This is a genomic window from Acinetobacter sp. YH12142 (genome assembly GCF_013418435.1).
In the GTDB taxonomy this organism is placed as follows: Bacteria; Pseudomonadota; Gammaproteobacteria; order Pseudomonadales; family Moraxellaceae; genus Acinetobacter; species Acinetobacter amyesii.
Window position 1 is genome coordinate 1 of the sequence record NZ_VPCB01000017.1, and the last position, 20,672, is coordinate 20,672.

Annotated in this window: 20 protein-coding genes and 1 tRNA gene; 7 read left to right on the plus strand and 14 right to left on the minus strand. The window is 39.9% G+C overall.

Translation table 11 applies throughout. From position 1 onward, the window contains the following. The coding region (locus FTU77_RS12685; protein ID WP_180055956.1) for a thioredoxin family protein at window positions 1-802 on the minus strand (802 nt) is incomplete at its 3' end. Window positions 803-1,237: 435 nt separating this feature from the next. Between FTU77_RS12685 and FTU77_RS12690 the strand changes: the two genes are divergently transcribed. After that, window positions 1,238-1,846 (plus strand): DsbA family protein, encoded by a 609-nt coding sequence (locus FTU77_RS12690; protein WP_078192895.1) that lies wholly within the window; start codon window positions 1,238-1,240, stop codon window positions 1,844-1,846. Between the two features lie 87 nt (window positions 1,847-1,933). Here the strand turns inward: FTU77_RS12690 and FTU77_RS12695 are convergent, their stop codons facing one another. The 3 genes from FTU77_RS12695 to FTU77_RS12705 are packed head-to-tail and all read right to left on the minus strand — an operon-like array spanning window position 1,934 to window position 4,834. Next, window positions 1,934-2,854: a hypothetical protein gene (locus FTU77_RS12695; protein ID WP_180055982.1), complete on the minus strand. Its 921-nt coding sequence runs from the start codon at window positions 2,852-2,854 to the stop codon at window positions 1,934-1,936. Between the two features lie 41 nt (window positions 2,855-2,895). Continuing rightward, the gene (locus FTU77_RS12700) at window positions 2,896-4,026 is read right to left on the minus strand and encodes a toxic anion resistance protein (RefSeq protein WP_111885756.1); all 1,131 of its coding nucleotides are present in this window, start codon (window positions 4,024-4,026) and stop codon (window positions 2,896-2,898) included. Window positions 4,027-4,042: 16 nt separating this feature from the next. Then, window positions 4,043-4,834, minus strand: coding sequence for a tellurium resistance protein (locus FTU77_RS12705; protein WP_078189121.1), 792 nt, complete (start codon window positions 4,832-4,834; stop codon window positions 4,043-4,045). A gap of 327 nt (window positions 4,835-5,161) precedes the next feature. Between FTU77_RS12705 and FTU77_RS12710 the strand changes: the two genes are divergently transcribed. Beyond that, window positions 5,162-5,650, plus strand: coding sequence for a TIGR00645 family protein (locus tag FTU77_RS12710; protein WP_078189122.1), 489 nt, complete (start codon window positions 5,162-5,164; stop codon window positions 5,648-5,650). Window positions 5,651-5,710: 60 nt separating this feature from the next. On the opposite strand, the gene FTU77_RS12715 is transcribed toward FTU77_RS12710, so the two are convergent. From FTU77_RS12715 to FTU77_RS12735, 5 genes are all read right to left on the minus strand, one after another. After that, complete coding sequence (locus FTU77_RS12715; protein ID WP_180055957.1) at window positions 5,711-6,415, minus strand: Crp/Fnr family transcriptional regulator; 705 nt, start codon at window positions 6,413-6,415, stop codon at window positions 5,711-5,713. A 117-nt stretch (window positions 6,416-6,532) separates the two neighbouring features. Next, window positions 6,533-7,495, minus strand: a complete 963-nt coding sequence (locus tag FTU77_RS12720) for a TauD/TfdA family dioxygenase (protein WP_180009479.1) — start codon at window positions 7,493-7,495, stop codon at window positions 6,533-6,535. Window positions 7,496-7,742: 247 nt separating this feature from the next. Further along, window positions 7,743-8,147 carry a nucleoside diphosphate kinase regulator gene (rnk, locus tag FTU77_RS12725; protein ID WP_078192900.1) on the minus strand — a complete coding sequence of 135 codons (405 nt, stop codon included), beginning with the start codon at window positions 8,145-8,147 and terminating at the stop codon, window positions 7,743-7,745. Between the two features lie 161 nt (window positions 8,148-8,308). Then, window positions 8,309-9,562, minus strand: coding sequence for a serine hydroxymethyltransferase (gene glyA, locus FTU77_RS12730; protein WP_111885761.1), 1,254 nt, complete (start codon window positions 9,560-9,562; stop codon window positions 8,309-8,311). A gap of 156 nt (window positions 9,563-9,718) precedes the next feature. Next, window positions 9,719-10,942: an alpha/beta fold hydrolase gene (locus FTU77_RS12735; protein WP_180055958.1), complete on the minus strand. Its 1,224-nt coding sequence runs from the start codon at window positions 10,940-10,942 to the stop codon at window positions 9,719-9,721. 206 nt (window positions 10,943-11,148) lie between these two features. On the opposite strand from FTU77_RS12735, the gene FTU77_RS12740 reads away from it, so the two are divergent. The 5 genes from FTU77_RS12740 (at window position 11,149) to FTU77_RS12760 (ending at window position 14,135) form a co-directional block, all read left to right on the plus strand. After that, window positions 11,149-11,478 carry a hypothetical protein gene (locus FTU77_RS12740; protein WP_180008264.1) on the plus strand — a complete coding sequence of 110 codons (330 nt, stop codon included), beginning with the start codon at window positions 11,149-11,151 and terminating at the stop codon, window positions 11,476-11,478. Window positions 11,479-11,567: 89 nt separating this feature from the next. After that, window positions 11,568-12,266 (plus strand): 3'-5' exonuclease, encoded by a 699-nt coding sequence (locus FTU77_RS12745; RefSeq protein WP_180004204.1) that lies wholly within the window; start codon window positions 11,568-11,570, stop codon window positions 12,264-12,266. An 88-nt stretch (window positions 12,267-12,354) separates the two neighbouring features. Continuing rightward, entirely contained in the window at window positions 12,355-13,101 is a 747-nt protein-coding gene (locus FTU77_RS12750) for a hypothetical protein (protein WP_180055959.1), read from the plus strand. 217 nt (window positions 13,102-13,318) lie between these two features. Next, window positions 13,319-13,675, plus strand: a complete 357-nt coding sequence (locus FTU77_RS12755) for a hypothetical protein (RefSeq protein ID WP_180008268.1) — start codon at window positions 13,319-13,321, stop codon at window positions 13,673-13,675. Between the two features lie 166 nt (window positions 13,676-13,841). Further along, window positions 13,842-14,135 (plus strand): hypothetical protein, encoded by a 294-nt coding sequence (locus tag FTU77_RS12760; protein WP_111885765.1) that lies wholly within the window; start codon window positions 13,842-13,844, stop codon window positions 14,133-14,135. 59 nt (window positions 14,136-14,194) lie between these two features. Here FTU77_RS12760 and FTU77_RS12765 read toward each other — a convergent pair whose 3' ends face one another. The 5 genes from FTU77_RS12765 to lldD form a co-directional block, all read right to left on the minus strand. Further along, window positions 14,195-14,407 (minus strand): hypothetical protein, encoded by a 213-nt coding sequence (locus tag FTU77_RS12765; protein WP_078189132.1) that lies wholly within the window; start codon window positions 14,405-14,407, stop codon window positions 14,195-14,197. A 704-nt stretch (window positions 14,408-15,111) separates the two neighbouring features. Further along, window positions 15,112-15,201: transfer RNA gene (locus tag FTU77_RS12770), tRNA-Ser, on the minus strand. An 87-nt stretch (window positions 15,202-15,288) separates the two neighbouring features. Continuing rightward, entirely contained in the window at window positions 15,289-17,325 is a 2,037-nt protein-coding gene (locus FTU77_RS12775) for an NADPH-dependent 2,4-dienoyl-CoA reductase (RefSeq protein WP_180055960.1), read from the minus strand. A 181-nt stretch (window positions 17,326-17,506) separates the two neighbouring features. Further along, window positions 17,507-19,198: a D-lactate dehydrogenase gene (gene dld, locus FTU77_RS12780; protein ID WP_180055961.1), complete on the minus strand. Its 1,692-nt coding sequence runs from the start codon at window positions 19,196-19,198 to the stop codon at window positions 17,507-17,509. Window positions 19,199-19,515: 317 nt separating this feature from the next. Further along, window positions 19,516-20,670, minus strand: a complete 1,155-nt coding sequence (gene lldD / locus FTU77_RS12785; RefSeq protein WP_180055962.1) for an FMN-dependent L-lactate dehydrogenase LldD — start codon at window positions 20,668-20,670, stop codon at window positions 19,516-19,518. Between the last annotated feature and the right edge of the window lie 2 nt (window positions 20,671-20,672).

Consider the following 20,672-nt stretch of genomic DNA (forward strand, 5'->3'; position numbering starts at 1 on the left):
ACTTAGGACCTTGGGTCTTTTGAATCGACGTGAAGTTCTCGATGTCCATGGTATCCATGACCTGACCGCCCATGCGTTCAGCCACGATACCGGTTTTAATGCCTTTACGTGCTGCATAGATTGCAGACGTATTACCTGCAGGACCACCACCAATCACAAGAACATCAAAGGCATCTTTGGCATTTAACTTTTCAGCATCTTTCGCTGCAGAGTTAATATCCAATTTGGCAATGATTTCTTCCAAGGTCATACGACCTTGACCGATGTGGTTGCCGTCTTGGAATACCATTGGTACAGCCATGATTTTGCGTTCTTCCACTTCTTCTTGGAAGAATGCACCATCAATCATGGTTGCAGTTGTACCTGGGTTGTAAATTGCGATCAAGTTAAGTGCTTGAACCACGTCAGGACAGTTATGGCAGCTTAAAGATACAAACACATCAAAGTCAGTTTTAAGACCTAGACCTTTGATAGTGTTCAGTACTTCGTCAGAAACTTTCGGTGCATAACCTGAAGTTTGTAGCAAAGCTAGAATCAAAGATGTGAATTCGTGGCCCATCGGTAGACCTGCGAAGAATACGCGTGGAGTTTCACCTGCTTTTGCAATACCAAAACTTGGCGCACGGCTGTTGTTACCGTCAAAACGTGCAGTCACTAAATCAGATAAGGCAGCAACTTCAGTTACCAATTCTTTAATTTTGTCTGATTTGTCCGTGCCGTTTAAAGTCGCGACGATTTCAATCGGGCCTTCAAGGCGTTCAAGTAAGGTTTTTAATTGAGCAGAAGTATTTTGATCTAACATTGCTAACGTCTCCAGAGGAGTAAATTTATTTGATGAGAGAATGATAGAACAAACCATTAAATAGGTGAAACGGTTTGTTTTTATAAAATTAATCGGTTTTACAAATCAAATGATTAAATTTCTTTCTAAATCATAAATATATGGACGTATATTAACATTAAAATGATTTATTTCGTACACACATATCGTGATAAATCCCTCATTTTTTAATTTTTTATTGAAATTACACCAACCCTATACAAGACCCAACGCACGCCCTGATCAATTACAAAATCTTTATAAAGCTTTAAGTTTCATTTCAGCAAGTCGGCATTAAATCAAATGAAATATCAGGTGATTTGACTGCTTTTGAGATCCATCAATAAAGCCGCAATCTATTCCTTGCATCAATCAGCCATCGATCTACATGTATAAAAATCAACAGTGAGCAGAATAATGAAAATTGAATTTGTCTTTGATATTGTTTATCCCATGAGTTATGTGGCGTTTCAAAAGTTGAAGCAAAACTGGAATGAACATACCGCAACGCGTGTAGAGCTATTGCCGATTCAGCGTGTTCCTGAAATTCCTGAACAAGGCTTAGATGTGCTGCAGTATTTAACCGATAAGTATGGCGCGAGTGCCGCAAATCGAAAACTCGAAATGACAAAGTTTGCCGCTTATAGCGAAGATGTGATTGTCAATATTGAACACATGAAACGTATGCCAAACAGTCAACTGGCACATCAAGCTATATTGGCCTTGGACAATATTCTGGACCAATATGCCCTGACCCAAGCCCTATTCCATGCATTATTTGCACACGGTCAAAATATTGCTGATATTCACGTTTTAAAAAGCATCATTGAAGGCATTGGTTTAGATGGCTCAAAAGTACTGCGCTCAATTCAACATAAAGATATTGCAGACCGTCAGCATGAAATTACACAGTATGTAAAATCAAAGGGACAGCACCCCATTCCTTTTTACCTCGTGGATGGCGAAGTGAATGATCAGACTTTTTCTACACAGGAACTCCGACAACTTTTTCATCGCGCAAGTTAATCTACCCCAATATCAAAAAATCCCCATACAATGTGATGGGGATTTTTATTCTGAGTAATGCAATGATCTAAAAAGAAAATAGGCGTGTTAATGAAGTCCCTGCTCAATTCGATTTATCCGTGATTTGAACTGCTGAGATAGTAGATACAAAATTAAGCTCAAAACCAGTGTGAGTACCATCACGACGATCAACACCCAACGTACAACAACTTCTACTACATTGGCTTGCTGAACTTGTTTTTCCACGCTTTGCGCCATCGGTGTCATGGTTTTATCAAATAGCTGATTTTGCATCGCCCAGAGCTGTTCAGGCTGAAAACCGTATTCACGGAATTTTGCTGGATTTTGTTGCTCGGCATTGATTAAGGATTGCACCAAAGGAATTGCTGTCGCACGATCTACAGGCTTATGCATCAAAGCAGCTTGTGCAAGTAAATAGGCTTGCACGGGTTTTGCCAATTGTGCATCTTCCATCTCGAAAGCCAGCTGGCTTTCTTGAATATTTTTTTCATAATGTACCAATTTTTGATCTGCTGCACGGTCATCATGATTAAGGTCATATTGCACATACGTTAAGCCTGACCAAAGCACGATAAACGATAAAATCCAGCCGACAAATTTCAATACAAAAGATTGGAATCGAATTCTAAAAAATTGAAATTTCTTTAGAAATCCAACCAAGAAAAATGCGCCAATAAATGAAACGATAAGTTTGAGAAATAACCAACCAATAAAGGATAAAAAATTTGAAAAATAGTCGGAGGACTCACCGAGTTGATATGCCAAATCACCTGCACTAACAGGGATATGCAGTTGCTGTACGCTAGAACTTAGGCCAAAAAAACTATAGACCATATCATGCTGAATAAACAGCATCACAGCCGAAACGATCAGCACAGAAACACTGGTTAAGGTCAATAACGTCAAATTGCGTTGACGCTTCTTAATGGTTTGAAGCCCAGATTCCAGTTGCTGCGGATTTAGCGCATATTCATCAATGGGAGGCAAAGACATACTCCTTCAGATTATATTTTCACCTCCCTCATAGCCTATGAAGAAGGGTTTGAACCACTCGATTCAATCACCAAATGATTCAAATTGTTTTGTAAGGCACGAATACGTGTCGTTGCTTCTTCACGCTTTTGCACACCTTCTTTCTGAATTTGAATCACATCATTAACAGTTTTAATGAGGGTATTTTGCACATGTTCAAGTGTTTCGATATCAATCACTGAACGCTGATTGGCTTTCGCTGTATCGACAGAGTTTTGATGCAATAAATCTGCATTGCGTTTTAATAGGTCATTGGTCGCATCATCAATGCTATTTGCCAATTGCACGCTGTTCTTTTGTTCTTGCAATGAAATCGCCAAACTAATTTGGTTTTTCCATGCAGGTAATGTGATGTTTTTAATTGCGTAAAACTTATCGACCAACATCAAATTGTTGGATTGAATAATGCGAATCATCGGCAAGGTCTGCATCGCAGACTGTTGCAAGATCTGTAAATCACTCACACGTTTTTCAAGATTATTTGCCAAATGATTGAGGTCATAGATTTTTTGCGTAGTGGTTTGATCTTGAACTTGAGTGGTTAAGCTTGCAATTTCCTGTTGAATTTCTTGCTCTTTCAACTTACCTGCGGCGATATACACCCCTAATTGTTTATATTCGTCTTGTACGCCTTCAAACATTTTATCTAAGGTATTTACACGCGCTTTTAAGCCATTTTGCGAAGTTTCAATTTCTTTGACCAAAGCATCAATTTGCTCTTTGGTGGTATTAAAGTGCTGATCAAAACTTTGCTTGGCACCTTTAAATTTACTCAGTAACCCACCAAAAAATCCTGAGCTTTTAGATTTATTTAAAATGCTCGTAGTGTTTAGCTGCTGTGCGACTTGTACCACCTGATTGAGCTTTTGACCTGTCGCATCTAGATCTTTATTTTGCACCAAATTTAATAATTCATCGGTATAGGTCGACGTCTTGGTGGCAATGTTTTTACCATATTCAGCAACACTATTATGACTTAAATCTGCCAATTCCTTACGTGCAGCTTCGACTTCGTGAAAATCGGAAGTTTGTAAGCCAATTTCCTGCAAATTGAGTTGCTGAAACTTTTCTTCAGTCAATTCTTTGCTAACTTCAACGGGTAAATTTTTGGCATCTAAATCGGTCATAACTCACCTTATATTTCTAAGACTTAGAGGAATTCTCTAATGATTTTTTTAAAGTTTTAATCAAATTTTCACGGCTATTATCAAGCTTTTCCAATGAACTTGTCGAGTTACTTTGACGACTTTGTTTCACATGATATTGCCATGCTGGAATCAACACCTGCTGAGCTTCCTTATATCGATCTAATAAACCAAAAGAAAGCTGCTGAGAAAGCTGCATTTGTGTAATTGCAATATCATTACTGGCTTGTAAGGTTTGCAACGTATTCACCTTTTTCGATAAGCGTTCTGCAAAGTTATCAAGCGGATGCTGATTTTTAACAAACTGTGGGTATTCCAGCAAAAATTCTTCAGCCGCGACGATATAGCGCGCCATTTGCTCACGTAAACCCTGTAATTGATTAAAACGTGCTTGGGACTTTTGAATTTCTAACTGTAATTTTTGGCTCAGATGATTTGCCCGATCAAGCAATTGATCCAAATTTTTATAATATTCAACTTGTCCTGAACCGTACTCCAAATCAATGCCTAACCATTTTTGCAAGGCATTAAATTTGCGTGTTTTTAAATATTTTTTTGAATTGGCTAAGGCTTGAATCAACTGCTCAATGGTTTGACTAAGTTGCTTCGTCAACTGAGGGTCAACACCATCTAGCAGTACCGACTGTGCTTGAATTAATTGATCTGCATAATGATTTAGACGATATTGATCGGTCAGTAATGGCACAAGGTCATTCCGCTTAATCGAAAGCACTTCCGCCCGATCTACCGTAATATCCTTTAACGGCACCAATACATCAATTTGTGACATAGCCAATTAAACTCAATAAAATCATTTTTATACTACAAGTTTTGCCATAAAAGTCTTGTAGTATTTTGCAAAAAATACATCTATTTCATCAGTCAAATTTCGCCATCAAACTCAACCGTTGCCTATAGATCCGCCTAAGCAGCTATACAGCATCATTTCCACTGATATGATGACCTACACAGATGAATTCAAGCTTAAGACACCCAAAGATTCAATCTAGATTTAAATTAAACAACTGACTCTACATGAATTATTATCAAAATTATCGTAAAATTTAATTCATATACTTTAGAACCAAATAATAGATCAATAATTTTAGAGGCTTAAATGGAACGTTTTTTCCATAACACAATGTATGCAGCACGTTGGATTCTGGCTCCCGTGTACTTTGGTTTATCCTTTGCACTGCTACTGCTCGCGATTAAATTTTTCCAAGAAGTCATTCATGTCCTTCCGCATATTTTAGAATATTCAGAAGCTGACCTGATTTTAGTCATCCTCTCTTTGGTCGATATGACTATGGTGGGCGGACTGATTGTGATGGTGATGTTTTCTGGCTATGAAAACTTTGTTTCCCAACTGAAAATAAATGAATCGACCAATCGCTTGAACTGGCTCGGTACTATGGATGCCAATTCATTAAAACTCAAAGTTGCAGCATCAATCGTGGCAATTTCTTCGATTCATTTATTACGTATTTTTATGGATGCGAAAAACATCCCCAATGACAAAATCATGTGGTACATCATCATGCATTTAACCTTTGTTTTTTCCGCTTTTATGATGGGTTATTTAGATAAAATCAGTAAGCACTAATCTATGTAAGGTCAATGAAGCCATTTGCGATTATGGCTTCTCGTCAAATTTAAAATCTAGTTATTCATCGAGTTCACTCATTCGCCTTAAACGATCAAGATCCAATATCACGATTTGTCCATAATTCCACGCGATCACCTGTGTTTGAACAAATTGCTGTAAATGTTTATTCAACGTTTGGCGTGAAATATTAAATGACTCTGCAAATTCCTGCTGACTGAGTTTCAGGGGAATTTCCTGCCGACATCCATATTGCTCATAGAGTCGAATCAAATGTCTAGCAATACGCTGCTCTAGCGTTGCCGTTCGCAAATAACGATTATGCTCAAACATCAAATACATGCGTCGACTGAGAGATTGCACGACATTCCAAAGCGCCTTCGGATCACGCTGTAAAACTGCTAAAAACGTTGTTCCAGAAATGATCGCCACCTCGACATGGGTCGCAGCAAAATAATCATAATTCAAAGGCTTTTGTTGTAAGAGTGCGACAAAATTAAATACCGACTGGCGACGAATATAATCATTGACAATCAATTCACCATTATTTTGCAACCAACCAATTTGTAGCGTACCTGAAAGCAAAATATAAATATCTTGCACGATTTGTTGTTGTTTTAAGATGTGCTGCTGCGCATGAAACCGTGAATATTTCACCTGTTGCACAAGCTGTTCTAAAGTCTGATCGCTAAAGCCCTGAAAGATGTCTTCATTACGTAAAATTTGCAACAAATGCTGTTGGGCGGTGTTCTTTTGATCGCTCACGTCTATAAAAAAATGCCTAAGATCTCATTGATCTTAGGCAAGTGCTTAAAAATGTAAAACCATTGTTTTTCGCATTATTTATCTGTTTTTATGCTGTTTTAAATGACGCTCTCATACTTAAGATGCTTTCTCATAAATACGGCCTGCTTCTGAACGCAAGTTTGAAATATCGGTGTTTTGAATATTTTTCAGTACAGTACTCGGCTGACCATTTACATCGACAGGTACATCACCCTCAATGGTGACACGTGAGGCGATACGTAACTCATCACCATAGTCATTGATGGCACGATGCTGCGTTGCACGATTGTCCCAAATGGCAACATCACCAACCGCCCAGCGCCAACGCACAATATTTTCCCATTGCACGATTTGCTCTTGAAACAGTTTAAATAAACGACGTGACTGTGCCGGACTATATCCACTGAAGCGTTTAAAGAAGTGACCTAAAACCAAACTTTTTTCACCTGTTTCAGGATGTACACGCACCAATGGATGCTCGGTTTCCACTTCTACCGCGGTACGGAATAAATGGCGACCTTCTTCATTGTACTGACCTTTGGGAGTCGCATAGTCATAACTATTACTATGCACCGCGCGTAATTGTTCCGCCAGTTTTTGCAGCTCCGGACTTAAATCTTCATAAGCCGTCACGGTATTGGCCCAAACTGTATCGCCACCATGTTCAGGTGCAACTACATTTCTTAAAATTGTGGCTTTGGGATAATTGGGTAAAAATGTAATATCGGTATGCCATGAATCTGCGCGCCCACCACGTGAGTCAATTGACAACGTATGTGCTGTACCATCTTTGAGTGGCACACTTGGGTGATTCAACGGATTTCCTAAAAGTCGTGCAAAGGCTTCTTGTTCTAAATCGGTGAGATCTTGCTGCCCACGCACAAATACAACTTTATATTTTAATAGTGCATGATTAAATTCATCGACCACGCTTTTGTCTAAACTTCCAGACAACTGAATGCCAGAAATTTCGGCACCAATACGACCGGTTACAGGTTTTACTTCAATATGCTGATATTGATAGTCTGGATTGTAATGATTCGATTCTAATTGTGTCATAGGGCTCTACCTTATTCTTCAAATTATTAAGCAACGATGGTGTTGTTGAAATAAAGTGTGCCGACTTCGTGCCCATGACTCTGTCAATTATTTGACAGTTTTCCCAAGTTAAACTGCTATGGTTGTAATGAAATCTGCTTAACAACATTTACACATTTCATATCTAAAAATGCAATAAAGAAAAAATAAAAAAGCCATCGGTATCGATGGCTTTGTGTGCGGAATTTATCTGTACATCGCAGCGGAATTATAGATAATTCCCTTCACGCTCAGGTTGATAGAGCACTTTAATGATTTTGACTTTCATGGTATGACCATCAGGCTGCGGCCATTCTATTTCCTGCCCTTCAGCCAAACCTAAAATGGCAGCGCCCACTGGAGCCAAAACATTGACTTGACCTTTATCGCCACGAAAATCATGTGGATAGACCAGTGTAATTTCGGTTGCTTCTGTCGCAGGTGCAATGTTAATGAGAACTTTGGCATTCATACTCACCACATTGGCAGGGACATCTTGTGGAGCAACCACTTCAGCGCGCGCCATCTCATCTTCCAAATGCTCCATCGTCGGCGTCAACTTAGACTGATGCTCCAACATGGTTTCTAAGCGATGTAAATCTTGTTCTGAAAGAATAATATTGGGTTTTTTCATATAAAGTTCCTTTGCGACCTTGCCAACAGATCTATAGCGATGGGCAAATTTTTTGTTATCTCTTATTCCGTTATATCAGAAATATAAATGTTTAGATAACTTTTGAATTTTTCTGATGACATAAAAAAAGCCCCCTTGAGGGGGCTTTTCTCAAGTCTGTTTTATTTTGCGTAAACTGGGAATTTAGCGCAAACAGCAGCAACTTTTTCTTTCACTGCAGCAATCACAGCTTCGTCACCTTTGCTGTCTAGAACGTCAGCGATCCAGCCTGCAAGGTCACGTACTTCAGCTTCGCCAAAACCACGTGTTGTTACAGCAGGAGTACCGATCCGGATACCAGAAGTCACGAATGGAGAACGTGGATCGTTTGGTACTGAGTTTTTGTTCACAGTAATGTGAGCAGCACCTAACCAAGCATCGGCATCTTTACCAGTAATGTCTTGTTTAATTAAAGATAATAAGAACAAATGGTTCTTAGTACCGCCAGAAACAACATCATAACCACGTTCGATTAGAACTTCAGCCATTGCTTGCGCATTCTTAACAACTTGTTGTTGGTAAGCTTTATATTCAGGCGCCATTGCTTCTTTGAAGCAGATCGCTTTAGCCGCTACAGCGTGAACTAAAGGACCACCTTGGTTACCTGGGAATACAGCTGATTGTAATTTTTTCTCGATTTCTTCGTTTGCTTTCGCAAGGATTAAACCAGAACGTGGACCACGAAGTGTTTTATGAGTAGTCGTTGTTGTTACGTCAGCAATTTGTACTGGGCTTGGGTAAACACCAGCAGCAACAAGACCAGCTACGTGAGCCATATCTACGAATAAGTAAGCACCAACTTTGTCCGCGATATCTCGGAAACGTTGCCAATCAACAACTTGGCTATACGCAGAGAAACCAGCCACGATCATTTTTGGCTTGTGTTCTTCAGCTAAACGTTCAACTTCTTCATAGTCGATTTCGCCAGTTTCTGGGTTCAAACCGTATTGAATTGCGTTGTAAGTTTTACCAGAGAAGCTAACTTTAGCACCGTGAGTCAAGTGACCACCGTGAGCCAAGCTCATACCTAAAACTGTATCGCCTGGGTTAAGTAGCGCAAGGTAAACTGCAGAGTTTGCTTGTGAACCAGCGTGTGGTTGAACGTTTGCATAATCTGCACCAAACAATTCTTTAGCACGGTCAATGGCCAATTGTTCGATCACGTCTACATACTCGCAACCGCCATAGTAGCGTTTACCAGGGTAGCCTTCTGCATATTTGTTAGTAAGTTTTGAACCTTGAGCTTCCATTACTGCAGGTGAACAGTAGTTTTCTGAAGCGATTAACTCAATGTGCGCTTCTTGGCGAGCATCTTCATTCGAGATCGCTTGAGCTAATTCAGGGTCAAATTGAGCAATAGAGGTGTTGGCAAACATTAGCGAGGTCCTATTAAATTAGGGCTTTTAAGCCGTGCTAAGATTGGCGCGTATTGTAGCATGAAGTTTTAGAAATAAGAGAGGGAAGTTTGTGCTGTTTTTAAATAAATAATGCCCGTGTTGAATGTACACGAGCACTATTTAAGTCAAATCAACTTATTGATTTGGCATGAGAGTCTCTACATCTTGCACAAAATTTGCCAGATTATCGGTATAAATACTAATATGATCTGCTGTCGCTTGCTCACGATAGTCAATTGATGTTCCAGGCTTAGCCAGGCTAATCATAAATTTAGTCGCATCTGCTGGAATGGTCTGATCCGCTTTACCTTGATAAATGATGATCGGCGTTTTCACCGCTGTCGTTAAAGGCTGTGAACCTTCACTCATAAAGTTTTGGATTGGCTTTAAAGTTAAGAAATCTGACTGCGTGCGTCCATAGTTATCCAAAGTCGTGTTCTGACTCGCATAACTGAGCATGTCATCTTGAATTAACTTGGTTAACTCACCTGAACACACTGTTTCAGCTTGAGGTGCAATCGCAGCCAAATGTCCACTAAATACTTTCGAATAATCCACACTGTTTTTATGTCCTTGCATACCGGCAATGATTTGCGCAGTAAAACTGTCTAAAGGTGCATAGATCATACTTTGCACAGTTGCAGGTTTACCTACTGCTAACTTCTCGCCTGCGTCAAGAATGAGCGCAAGATTATTTGCAGGTGCTATGGCAATCGTTCCCTTATAATTTAAGTCAGCACGCGATGCGAATTCAGCTGCACCTAATACGGCTTGACCACCTTGAGAATGTCCGATCGAAAGCCAATCCTTCGACACCGTTTTACCTTGACTGGTTAAGTAACTTCGAGCAGCGACAACGGCATCGGTAATCGAAAAGGCTTCACTTTTTAGATTCAGATAAGGATGGTTTTCACGTCCACTAGGTTCCCCTAATCCTTCATAATCAGGTGCCACAACGACATATCCTTTTGCCAATAACATTTGCAATAAATATTCAGTGCCTTGCAAACCTTGTCGGCTCGGTGCGCATTTATCAGCCACACCGGTCGTTCCATGTGCCCAAGCCACAATTTTCCAACCACCTGCCGGAGCAACAGTTTTTGGGGTAAAGACTAAGGCTGTGGCTTGAACAACTTTGCCATCTACTCCTAGCATTTTATAGGTCATCAAACGGCTGTCTGCACTCACAGCAGACATATTGTCTTGACTATAGGCGGTTGTAGTTACCACTGGATTTTTGATCTGATTGAGATCAGCGTTTGTTTCAGGGTTACTAAATTGTTGGTCATTACTATCATTACCGCAGGCTGCTAAAAATAGCGCACTGCTGACTAAAACCGTTAAACGCAGCATTTTCATTCCATGATCATTTTGTTTGTTGTTTTAAAGTCAATTTTTCATTGAATATGAATCATTAAATACATGGAACAAACTTTTGTTCAAGCCTAATTTTTAAGCAACTACTCTTATTTTAATATACTAAAATAACCTTGAATTAACACTTTGTTTTAACTTGATATTAATCAACAGTATCCGAATACATCAGCCACCCCGATCTCAGAAAAATGGCTGAACTTATATTTCTGATCATTGGATACAGATTGGGCTATTTTTCGGAGGTTAAAGCAAAATGTAAAATCAACAAAAATGCTGTACCCCCTGCCAACTACACAAACATATGCACAAAAGTAAAGCCGAAAAACCACCATGCCATTGATCGTGAACATACTCTAGTGCTTAATCCACTTAGCGACATTTTTGGATATCAAGATGGACAAAAGCCTTTAAAACAAGTCGATTTAGAAGATGGTTTAGCTTTGTCCCGCTGTAAAGGTTTTATTTCGGCAGATGCGATAAAAGCAGATTATTTAAACACTGCGCAGCCATCTTCATAATATTCCTACAAATAATCACAGCATGGGTTTGTCAGTATGGATGTGATCATGTACATTCATAAACATTATTCAACATGCTGGAACTGGACATGCAAGCCATCATTCTCGACACAGAAACCCATACACTAAATGGACAACCCATCGAGATTGCCTATGCTCCAATTCAGGTGGCAGATGCCAAAATCACCTTAGATAAATCTAAAATTTTTGATCAACTATATCGTTGTGATGAAGCGATTTCTTTTGCAGCGATGGCTGTTCATCATATTTTAGAATCAGATCTTGAAGGTCAGCCCCACTACAGCAGTTTTGAACTCCCATCAGAGACGACATATATCATTGGGCATAATATCGACTACGATATTCGAGCGCTCGAAAAATGCGGTGTAGATAGTTCAAAAATCAAAGCCATTTGTACCCTTGCGCTAGCTCGTCGTGTTTGGCCTGATGCAGAAGCGCATAATATTTCTGCCTTGATATATATGATCACCAAAGGCAGTGAAAAAGCCCGTGAAATGATCCGTAAAGCTCACCGCGCAGATATGGATATTATTTTAACTGCCAATATTTTGATGCATATTGTGCATCACTTAAAAATCAACAGCATCGAAGAATTATACGAAGCTTCGGAAGATGCTCGCATTCCACGCAGTATTAATTTTGGTAAACACCGTGGTACCGCAATTGCAGAATTACCTGCGGACTATGTGCAATGGCTATTACGTCAAGATGACTTAGACCCTTATTTGCGCAAAGCTTTAGAAAACTCTGCTGTCATTACTCTATAAATCATTGATTGTTTAATATTTTCTTAATATTACTGTCATTATCACTGCATAGGATTGCCTTAATTCTTTTGAGCTATGGAATTAAGGCATGTTCAACTATCAAAAAACTGAGCTGGGTTTTCAAACTTTAAAAGACCGACAGCTCGCATTAAATGCAAGACAACGTCGTCTGCTACTCTTAATTGGTAGTGATGACTTTAACCAAATGCCAGTGCATTATCAGCAGCGGATTGCTGAAGAGACATTGCTCGAGCAACTAATGGAACTTGGGCTGATTCAGCCAATTACAGCACATGATCATCAACGCCTTCAAAAATCCGATTTTTCTGCTTTTAATACTCCTAAAAAAGCGCCTAGCAATACGTCCGATCTCAATAACCTTAGCCTTGCATCTGATCTCACAGCGCAAGAACATGTGACTTTTAATGAACTTTCAATGCCTACAATGGAAGTTCCTCAGACTCAGACACAGTACGCACTGACGACCTCCCTACCAATGGATGCGATGGGCTCTACACCCCATCAATTCCCACAATCCACACCTGAAACTACGACAACAAACAATCCTGTATTGCCAGAAAAAACCGTTGATTTCATCGAGCACGATTTTGATGAGTTACAGAATTTTATGTGCAGTTACTTACAGCGTTATTGTGGGCTGATGGCAAAAAAATTAATGCTTAATATTCAACAGGCCACGGACATTGCAGAATTAAAAGCCTGTCAGATGCAATGGATAACCTGTCTAAATGAATCCAATATTCAACCTAAACTCTTACAACATGCATTACAGCAAATTAATTACAGTCTAAAAAATCTGCAACAACTGGTTTAACTTAGAGACTTTTCCTCACTTCTCATTCAAAAAACAACTTAATGAGGTGAGTTATTCTTCACAAATATCAATATAAAGAATTGAATTTTATTAACTTTATCGATTCACTTATTTCTTTTATGGTTTTAACTGCTGTTTTATACGACCTTCCCCTAATGTCAATCAACAGTAAAAAATCGCAAGAATAAAACCGACCTCCCAGCGTTTGAGCATGTCAATGTCACAACAATTTTGTTTAGAATTTGATTCTTTCGATAATCCTATGCAACTCAGCAAAATTGGCAATTGGGTATTTACCTTCTTAACCTCACAAGACGAATTGCCTAATGTTCAATTGGCCATTACCTATGTCATGCCACGAAAAATTAGTGATGAATTACAACCTCGACGAGTGGTCATTCAAAATACCGCCATTGAAACAATTTGGCGTATAGAACAAGTCGAATGCTTCAACAGCCAAACGAACCAAGAACTCACCTTTACAGCAGCGGAACCTCAAGCTCAATTGGTTTTAAACAGTATCATTGAGGAATTTGCCCGTTATGATGTCCCATTGGTATTCAAGCCGCTTTAATTTAAAGCGAATTCCAACTTATTTTTCATAAAGATTTAAGCTGTCTCAATGATTTAACCAAAGTTAGCTAGACAGACATTAAATGAAAAATAATCCATACAGATTATTATTGCTCAATTCGTATACACTATTCCTGCTCAATAATTTTTGACCATGGATAATAAAAATGAATTTAGCCAATTATTCTAATGATCAGGCACTCATCCTTTTCAACCTATATAGCAGCCTAGAACAATGTCTAGATGCGATTGGACATCTGCACCTTGGCCCTAAACTAGTGCTGACCGACCATGATGTATCGAAAGATCATATGATCGTGCAACGTTTTCAAGCTGGGGTTTTAACTCAAGAAATCCAAGTACGTAAACAAGACGTTGAACTGTCTTCTAGCAACCCGATGACGCGCTATCAGTTACTTTCATATATTTTGAATCAATTTAAAGCAGATCAAACAGCTTAAATTTCAGTCTCTAAAAATAAAAAACTCACCATAAGGTGAGTTTTTTTTATTCATTCAATTTAAGCTTCTAAAAGCTTGTAAATACTGTCCGATTTTTGACTTTCAAAAAGTAGTTCGATACTGGGTAGGATGATTTCACCTGCAATAATGATATGTTCAATGCGATGAAATAGCGCTCGAGAATCTTCTTCTGAAGGATTACGCACCAAAGCTTGTGCTTCATAAACCTGACTAAATTGGTCTTTCACTTTAATATCGATCATCTGTGTCATAGTGACGTCTCTACTTGTTTTAATAATTGAATTTTTTATATCACACCTTTACGCAACAACCTGCTTTGTAAATGTTAGATTTCATGGCAATGTAAACTTATTTTACTTTAGTAAATATATATCAATAACATAGATTGACTATTTAATTATTGTTTGACAAAAACACTATATTTTCACATTTTGAAAGACATTAAAAAGCCCGCATTGCTGCGGGCTCTATGTTGGAAGGCTAGTGCTGATTTCTTGTTTGTAACATTCAAAAACATCTTAAATATTACTAAACTCAACGAGCTGTCATTGATCCGTCCAACTTATTGGTAGCGTCGTTTTATGACCTACCGTGATTTAAATATAGCACTTTTTTACCCCTTGCCAAGGGGGCGTGACACTTCTAAACATTTGATCAAATAAAATACAATTGATATTTTTTCAAAATAAGCGATCATAGCTCGGCCCAATGCTTGTGAAAGATTTAAATAAATAGGCCATTAAAAATAAATTCAACACTATCAATCTATAAACATTCTTTTCTCTTACTTTTAATTCAACCTTTGACAACCCTTGCATTAATTTCTGACTTGAATTTTAAGTCTGATATCCATTTTTAGCATTGCTTAAAAATACTAATGAATAAGATTGCCGTCTCAAATTAAAATCTAAGACAAAAAAAAGCCTCTGTATCACTACAGAGGCTTTTTTGAATATGGCGGAAGCGGTGAGATTCGAACTCACGGAGGACTCGCGCCCTCGTCGGTTTTCAAGACCGGTGCATTAAACCGCTCTGCCACGCTTCCATGTGCGCCATAATACGGAGGTTTTATTCATCTGACAAGTAAAAATTACAACTAAACCTTTCAAATGAATATTGTTTCGCCAAATCCTTAAAGTTTAGCCGCGAGCTCCGCACCTTCACGTATTGCGCGTTTTGCATCTAACTCTGCTGCTAGTTTTGCACCACCAATAATATGGTAATTGGCAAGGGTTTTCTCACCCTGTTCTGGCATCAAATGCTTTACCGATTCCTGACCTGCACAAACGACAATCGTATCTACACGTAATAATTGATCATGCCCTTCATATTCAACCCAAAGACCTTCATCAGTAATGGCTTTGTATTGAACACCACGCAGCATACGAACCGCATTTTTCTTTAATTGTGCACGATGTACCCAGCCTGATGTTTTACCTAACCCAGCACCAATTGCAGTTGTTTTACGTTGTAATAAGTAGATTTCACGAACAGGAGGTTCGAGCTCAGCAGCCTGCATACCACCTTCTGTTATGTAGTTTGGATTTGGATCAACACCCCACTCCCGCTGCCAATCCGCTAAAGGCATTGGTTGTGGCTGATGTGGTGGTTTGAGTAAAAATTCAGATACATCAAAGCCAATGCCGCCTGCACCAATCACAGCAACTTTATTGCCCACAGCTGCGCCTTTCAGCACTTCTGCATAAGACAAGACATTCGGTGCATCACTACCTTCAATTTTTAAGCTGCGAGGAACCACACCTGTTGCAATAACAACTTCCTCAAACCCTTCACGTTCAAGCTGTTCACGGTTTACACGCGTATTTAAACGCAAATCCACACCCGTTTTTTCGATTTGAACTTTAAAGTAGCGAATCGTTTCGTGAAATTCTTCTTTGCCCGGAACGACTTTCGCCAAATTAAATTGACCACCTACCTCTGCACCAGCTTCAAATAGTGTCACCGCATGGCCTCGGCTTGCCGCTACCGTTGCAGCAGACATCCCAGCAACGCCACCACCGACGACTGCAATACGCTTCGGTTTTTTGGTCTTTAAAAAAACCAATTCAGTTTCATATGCCGCTCGTGGGTTGACCAAACACGTCGCACGCTGATTTTTAAAAGTATGATCTAAACAGGCTTGGTTACAGGCAATACAGGTATTAATTTCATCGACACGGTTGGTCGCCGTTTTATTTACCCAAAACGGATCTGCCAAGAATGGACGTGCCATCTGCACCATATCCGCCTTGCCTGAAGCTAAAATTTCTTCAGCAGTATCTGGCATATTGATACGGTTGGACGCAATGACAGGGATCGCAACATGTTTTTTGACTTCAGCGGTATAGTCCACAAACGCTGCGCGAGGCACTGAGGTCACAATTGTCGGAATACGTGCTTCATGCCAACCAATCCCCGTGTTCAATAACGTCACACCTGCTGCTTCCAATGCTTTAGCAACAGTAATGACTTCTGCCATGGTGTTCCCATCATGAACCAAATCAAGCAATGACAAACGGAAGCAGATAATAAATTTCTCACCCACTTCAGCACGTATTGATTTTACAATATCAACCGCAAGGCGCATACGATTTTCAATTTCACCACCCCAACGGTCTGTCCGTTGGTTGACATGACGGCTTAAAAACTGATTCAGCAAGTAGCCTTCTGAACCCATAATTTCTACACCATCATAGCCGGCCTTATGTGCAAGGCTTGCCGTTTTGACATAATCATCAATGGTTGAAAGAATTTGTTTGTCCGTTAATTGACGCGGTTTAAACGGTGAAATCGGAGATTTAATCGGACTTGCTGACACTGCAAAAGGCTGATAGCCATAACGCCCAGCATGCAAGATTTGCATTAAAATTTTGGCGCCATGTTTATGTACGGCATGGGTCACCAAGCGATGCGGAGCGATATCACCTAACGTATTCATGGTACCGCCAGCAGGTAACAGCCAACCTTGACGGTTTGGCGAAATACCGCCTGTAATAATCAGGCCGACACCACCTTTCGCACGCTCACCAAAATAAGCTGCAAGCTTAGGATAATTATAAAAACGATCTTCCAGCCCACTATGCATGGACCCCATCACGACACGGTTTTTAATCGTGGTAAAACCCAAATGTAAAGGCTTTAAAATATTTGCATAGCTAGTCGTTGTCATGCTGAATCCTTATTTTGGCTTTGCAACTTGTTGCATAACACTTTAGCGGTTTTTTTATATTTTGGGATGACAATTTAGAAAATATTCTTCGTTTTTATGGTCAATACCGTGTGACGCATAAATTATTCACTCATAAAAAAGCCGTGATATATCACATCACGGCGTGTTGTTTTATAAAGCATTATTTCCAATGTTTCAGCTTACTGGTTTGTCCAATCCCGACATTAAAGCTATTGGTTGGATCCAGTTTTTGATAATGATTTTTTAATGCAGGCTTGGCCACATACAAATGCCCAACATTGTGTTCCGCAGGATATTCAGCGCCACGATCATCGAGTAAATGCCACATTGCATGTTCCATTGCCAAAGGGTCTACGCCTTTTTTCACAATATAATCTTGATGAAACACATGGCAGAGGAAATGACCATAATAGAGTTTATGGATAATTTGCTCATCCATGGCTTTCGGCAAAGTTTCGACCCATTCACGATCATTGCGACGTAATGCAATATCCAATGCAACAATGTCTTCCACTTCTGAACGATGCGTATCACGATAGCGGATTGCAGCACCTGCCACCGCAAAACGATGTAAAAATGCCTTGCTTCCTTCTTCATCCGTACATTTAAAATAATTGCCTGCCGTTTTATCTAAAAAATACGTTTTCAAATACGCATCAACTTGATCAACATCCTGATTTTCAATACGAATCATCAAATGATGTTCATATAAATCACGGAAGGCATTCATCCGTTTCGGCAAATGATTCGGCAAAAATTTTGTCACTAGCTGCAAGACTTTATCTGACAAACCTCGCAAGCCCAGTTTTTCTAAATAGCCATCGACTTTATCTTTCATGGCAAAAGCAGCTGGAACTTTTGCCGTGCCAAATTTTTCAATAAATACAAAAGAATCTTTGCCGTACTCAGCCCCAATGTCATATGCCACGCGATGAATGTACTCACCTGCAATCGGCAAGCGCGGCAAATCTTTTAGTAAAAAACGGCGAATTTCCGTCAAATCATCATGTGAATTGGTTCCTACATAAAACACCTGACTTGGAATCTTTTCAAAGGTATCTAAACGTACGGCAAAGACACACACTTTACCCGCTGAACCCGATGCTTCAAATAAGCGGCTTGGATCAGCATTGAAACGTGCAGGCGTATTTTCATCAACTTGTTTAACGTCATGTGAATAGCGCTGATCTGATGCACAGCAACTTGAATTATTCACAATGTCATTGATTTGATAATTTTTATTTTCCAGCGCTGTGAGGATTTCTTCAGGCGTATTGCCAAGATTGACACCTAGATGATTGACCAACTCTAACTCACCTGACTCATTCACTTGTGCATACAGTGCAAGCTCTGTATAGGCAGGACCGCGGCGTACCAAAGCCCCCCCTGAGTTATTGCATACGCCGCCCAAAACCGATGCGCCAATACAAGAAGAACCAATCACCGAATGAGGTTCACGATTATATGACAGCAAATCTTTTTCAAGTTTGTCTAATGTTGCACCCGGTAGACAAATCACTTGCTTGCCTTCATTAATCACTTGGATGCCAACCAAACGGCGAGTACTTATCAGCACCACAGGACGGTCATAGTCATCACCAAAAGGCGTTGAACCACCTGTCAAACCAGTATTGGCGGCTTGCATAATCACAATACAATTTGCATCTACAGCAGCTTGCAACACATGCCATTGCTCAAGTAATGAGCCCGGTGTAACCACAGCCAGTACTTTCCCTGCACCGTAACGACGACCTTGGCGGTATAAACGTGTATCTTTATCTTCAGTTAAAACGTGTTGCTTACCGACGATGTTGATGAGGTTTTGAATGGTTTGTAATGATTGAGTTTGCATGCTCGTAGAATTTTCCATTTTCAATATTTTCTCTTCTCGCTAAAGAGGAATTGCATTGTTGTGCAATGAAAAAATATTGATTTAAATAATTTAAACAACGTAGGTTTATTTGCACATATCAAAAGTTTTTAGTCATTGTTATTAAAATCTATAATGAATACCCCTTCTCCCTTTGGGATGAGTAGCAGTGCTACGCAAGAGGGTTAGGAGAATTATTCAATAAATACCTCTCGCTAACCCTCTCCTACAAAGAGAGGGAACTTTCATTGCTAATTTTTTTGATGACGAATAACTTTCCAAGAGATCTATTCAAAAAATCACCCAGCCAACTCTTTCTCTAACTTCACTAAACAGTCAGACGTAATATCAGCAATGGTTTTCGCGCCCGTTAAAGTCATGGCAACACGCATTTCTTTATCAATCAGTTCTAAAAGATTTGAAACGCCCGCTCCACCCGCAGCACCTAAAGCATAAACAAAGGCACGACCAAGCATACAGGTATCTGCACCCAACGCCAGCATACGCACAACATCTAGACCATTACGAATACCCGAATCCGCGAGGATTTTAATATCACCTTTGACTGCATCTGCAATTGGTGGAAGTGCGCGTGCAGAAGATAAAACGCCATCGAGCTGACGACCACCATGGTTTGAAACCACAATCCCATCTGCACCGAAACGCACTGCATCTTTGGCATCTTCAGGATCCAAAATTCCTTTAATGACCATTGGCCCATCCCAAAACTCACGAATCCACTCAAGGTCTTTCCACGAAATAGACGGATCAAAGTTAGAACCTAACCAACCAATATAATCTTCCAAACCTGTTGGTTTACCCAAGTATTTAGAAATATTCCCCAAGTCATGTGGACGACCTAACAACCCCACATTCCACGCCCAGTGTGGGTGGAAACACGACTGCATATAACGACGCATGGCTGCATTTGGACCACTCATCCCCGAGTGCGCATCACGGTAACGCGCGCCCGGAACAGGCATATCCACGGTAAACACCAGAGTTGAACAGCCAGCTGCTTTGGCACGTTCTAAAGCATTTTTCATAAAGCCACGGTCACGTAGCACATATAACTGAAACCACATGGGACGCTGAATCGCTGGCGCCACCTCTTCAATTGGACATACAGAAACTGTAGACAGCGTAAACGGAATGCCCTTTTTATCTGCAGCAACGGCTGCTTGAACTTCGCCGCGGCGTGCATACATCCCTGTTAAACCCACAGGTGATAAAGCCACAGGCATCGATAAGGTTTCATTAAACAGTTGGGTTTCTAGACTCAGCTGTGACATGTCATTTAGCACACGTTGACGCAACGCTATTTTTGATAAATCTTCTACATTACGCTTTAAGGTATATTCGGCATACGCCCCGCCATCGATGTAATGAAATAAAAATGGCGGTAAACGACGACGTGCAGCTTCACGGTAGTCATTGGCAGAAGAAATAATCATGC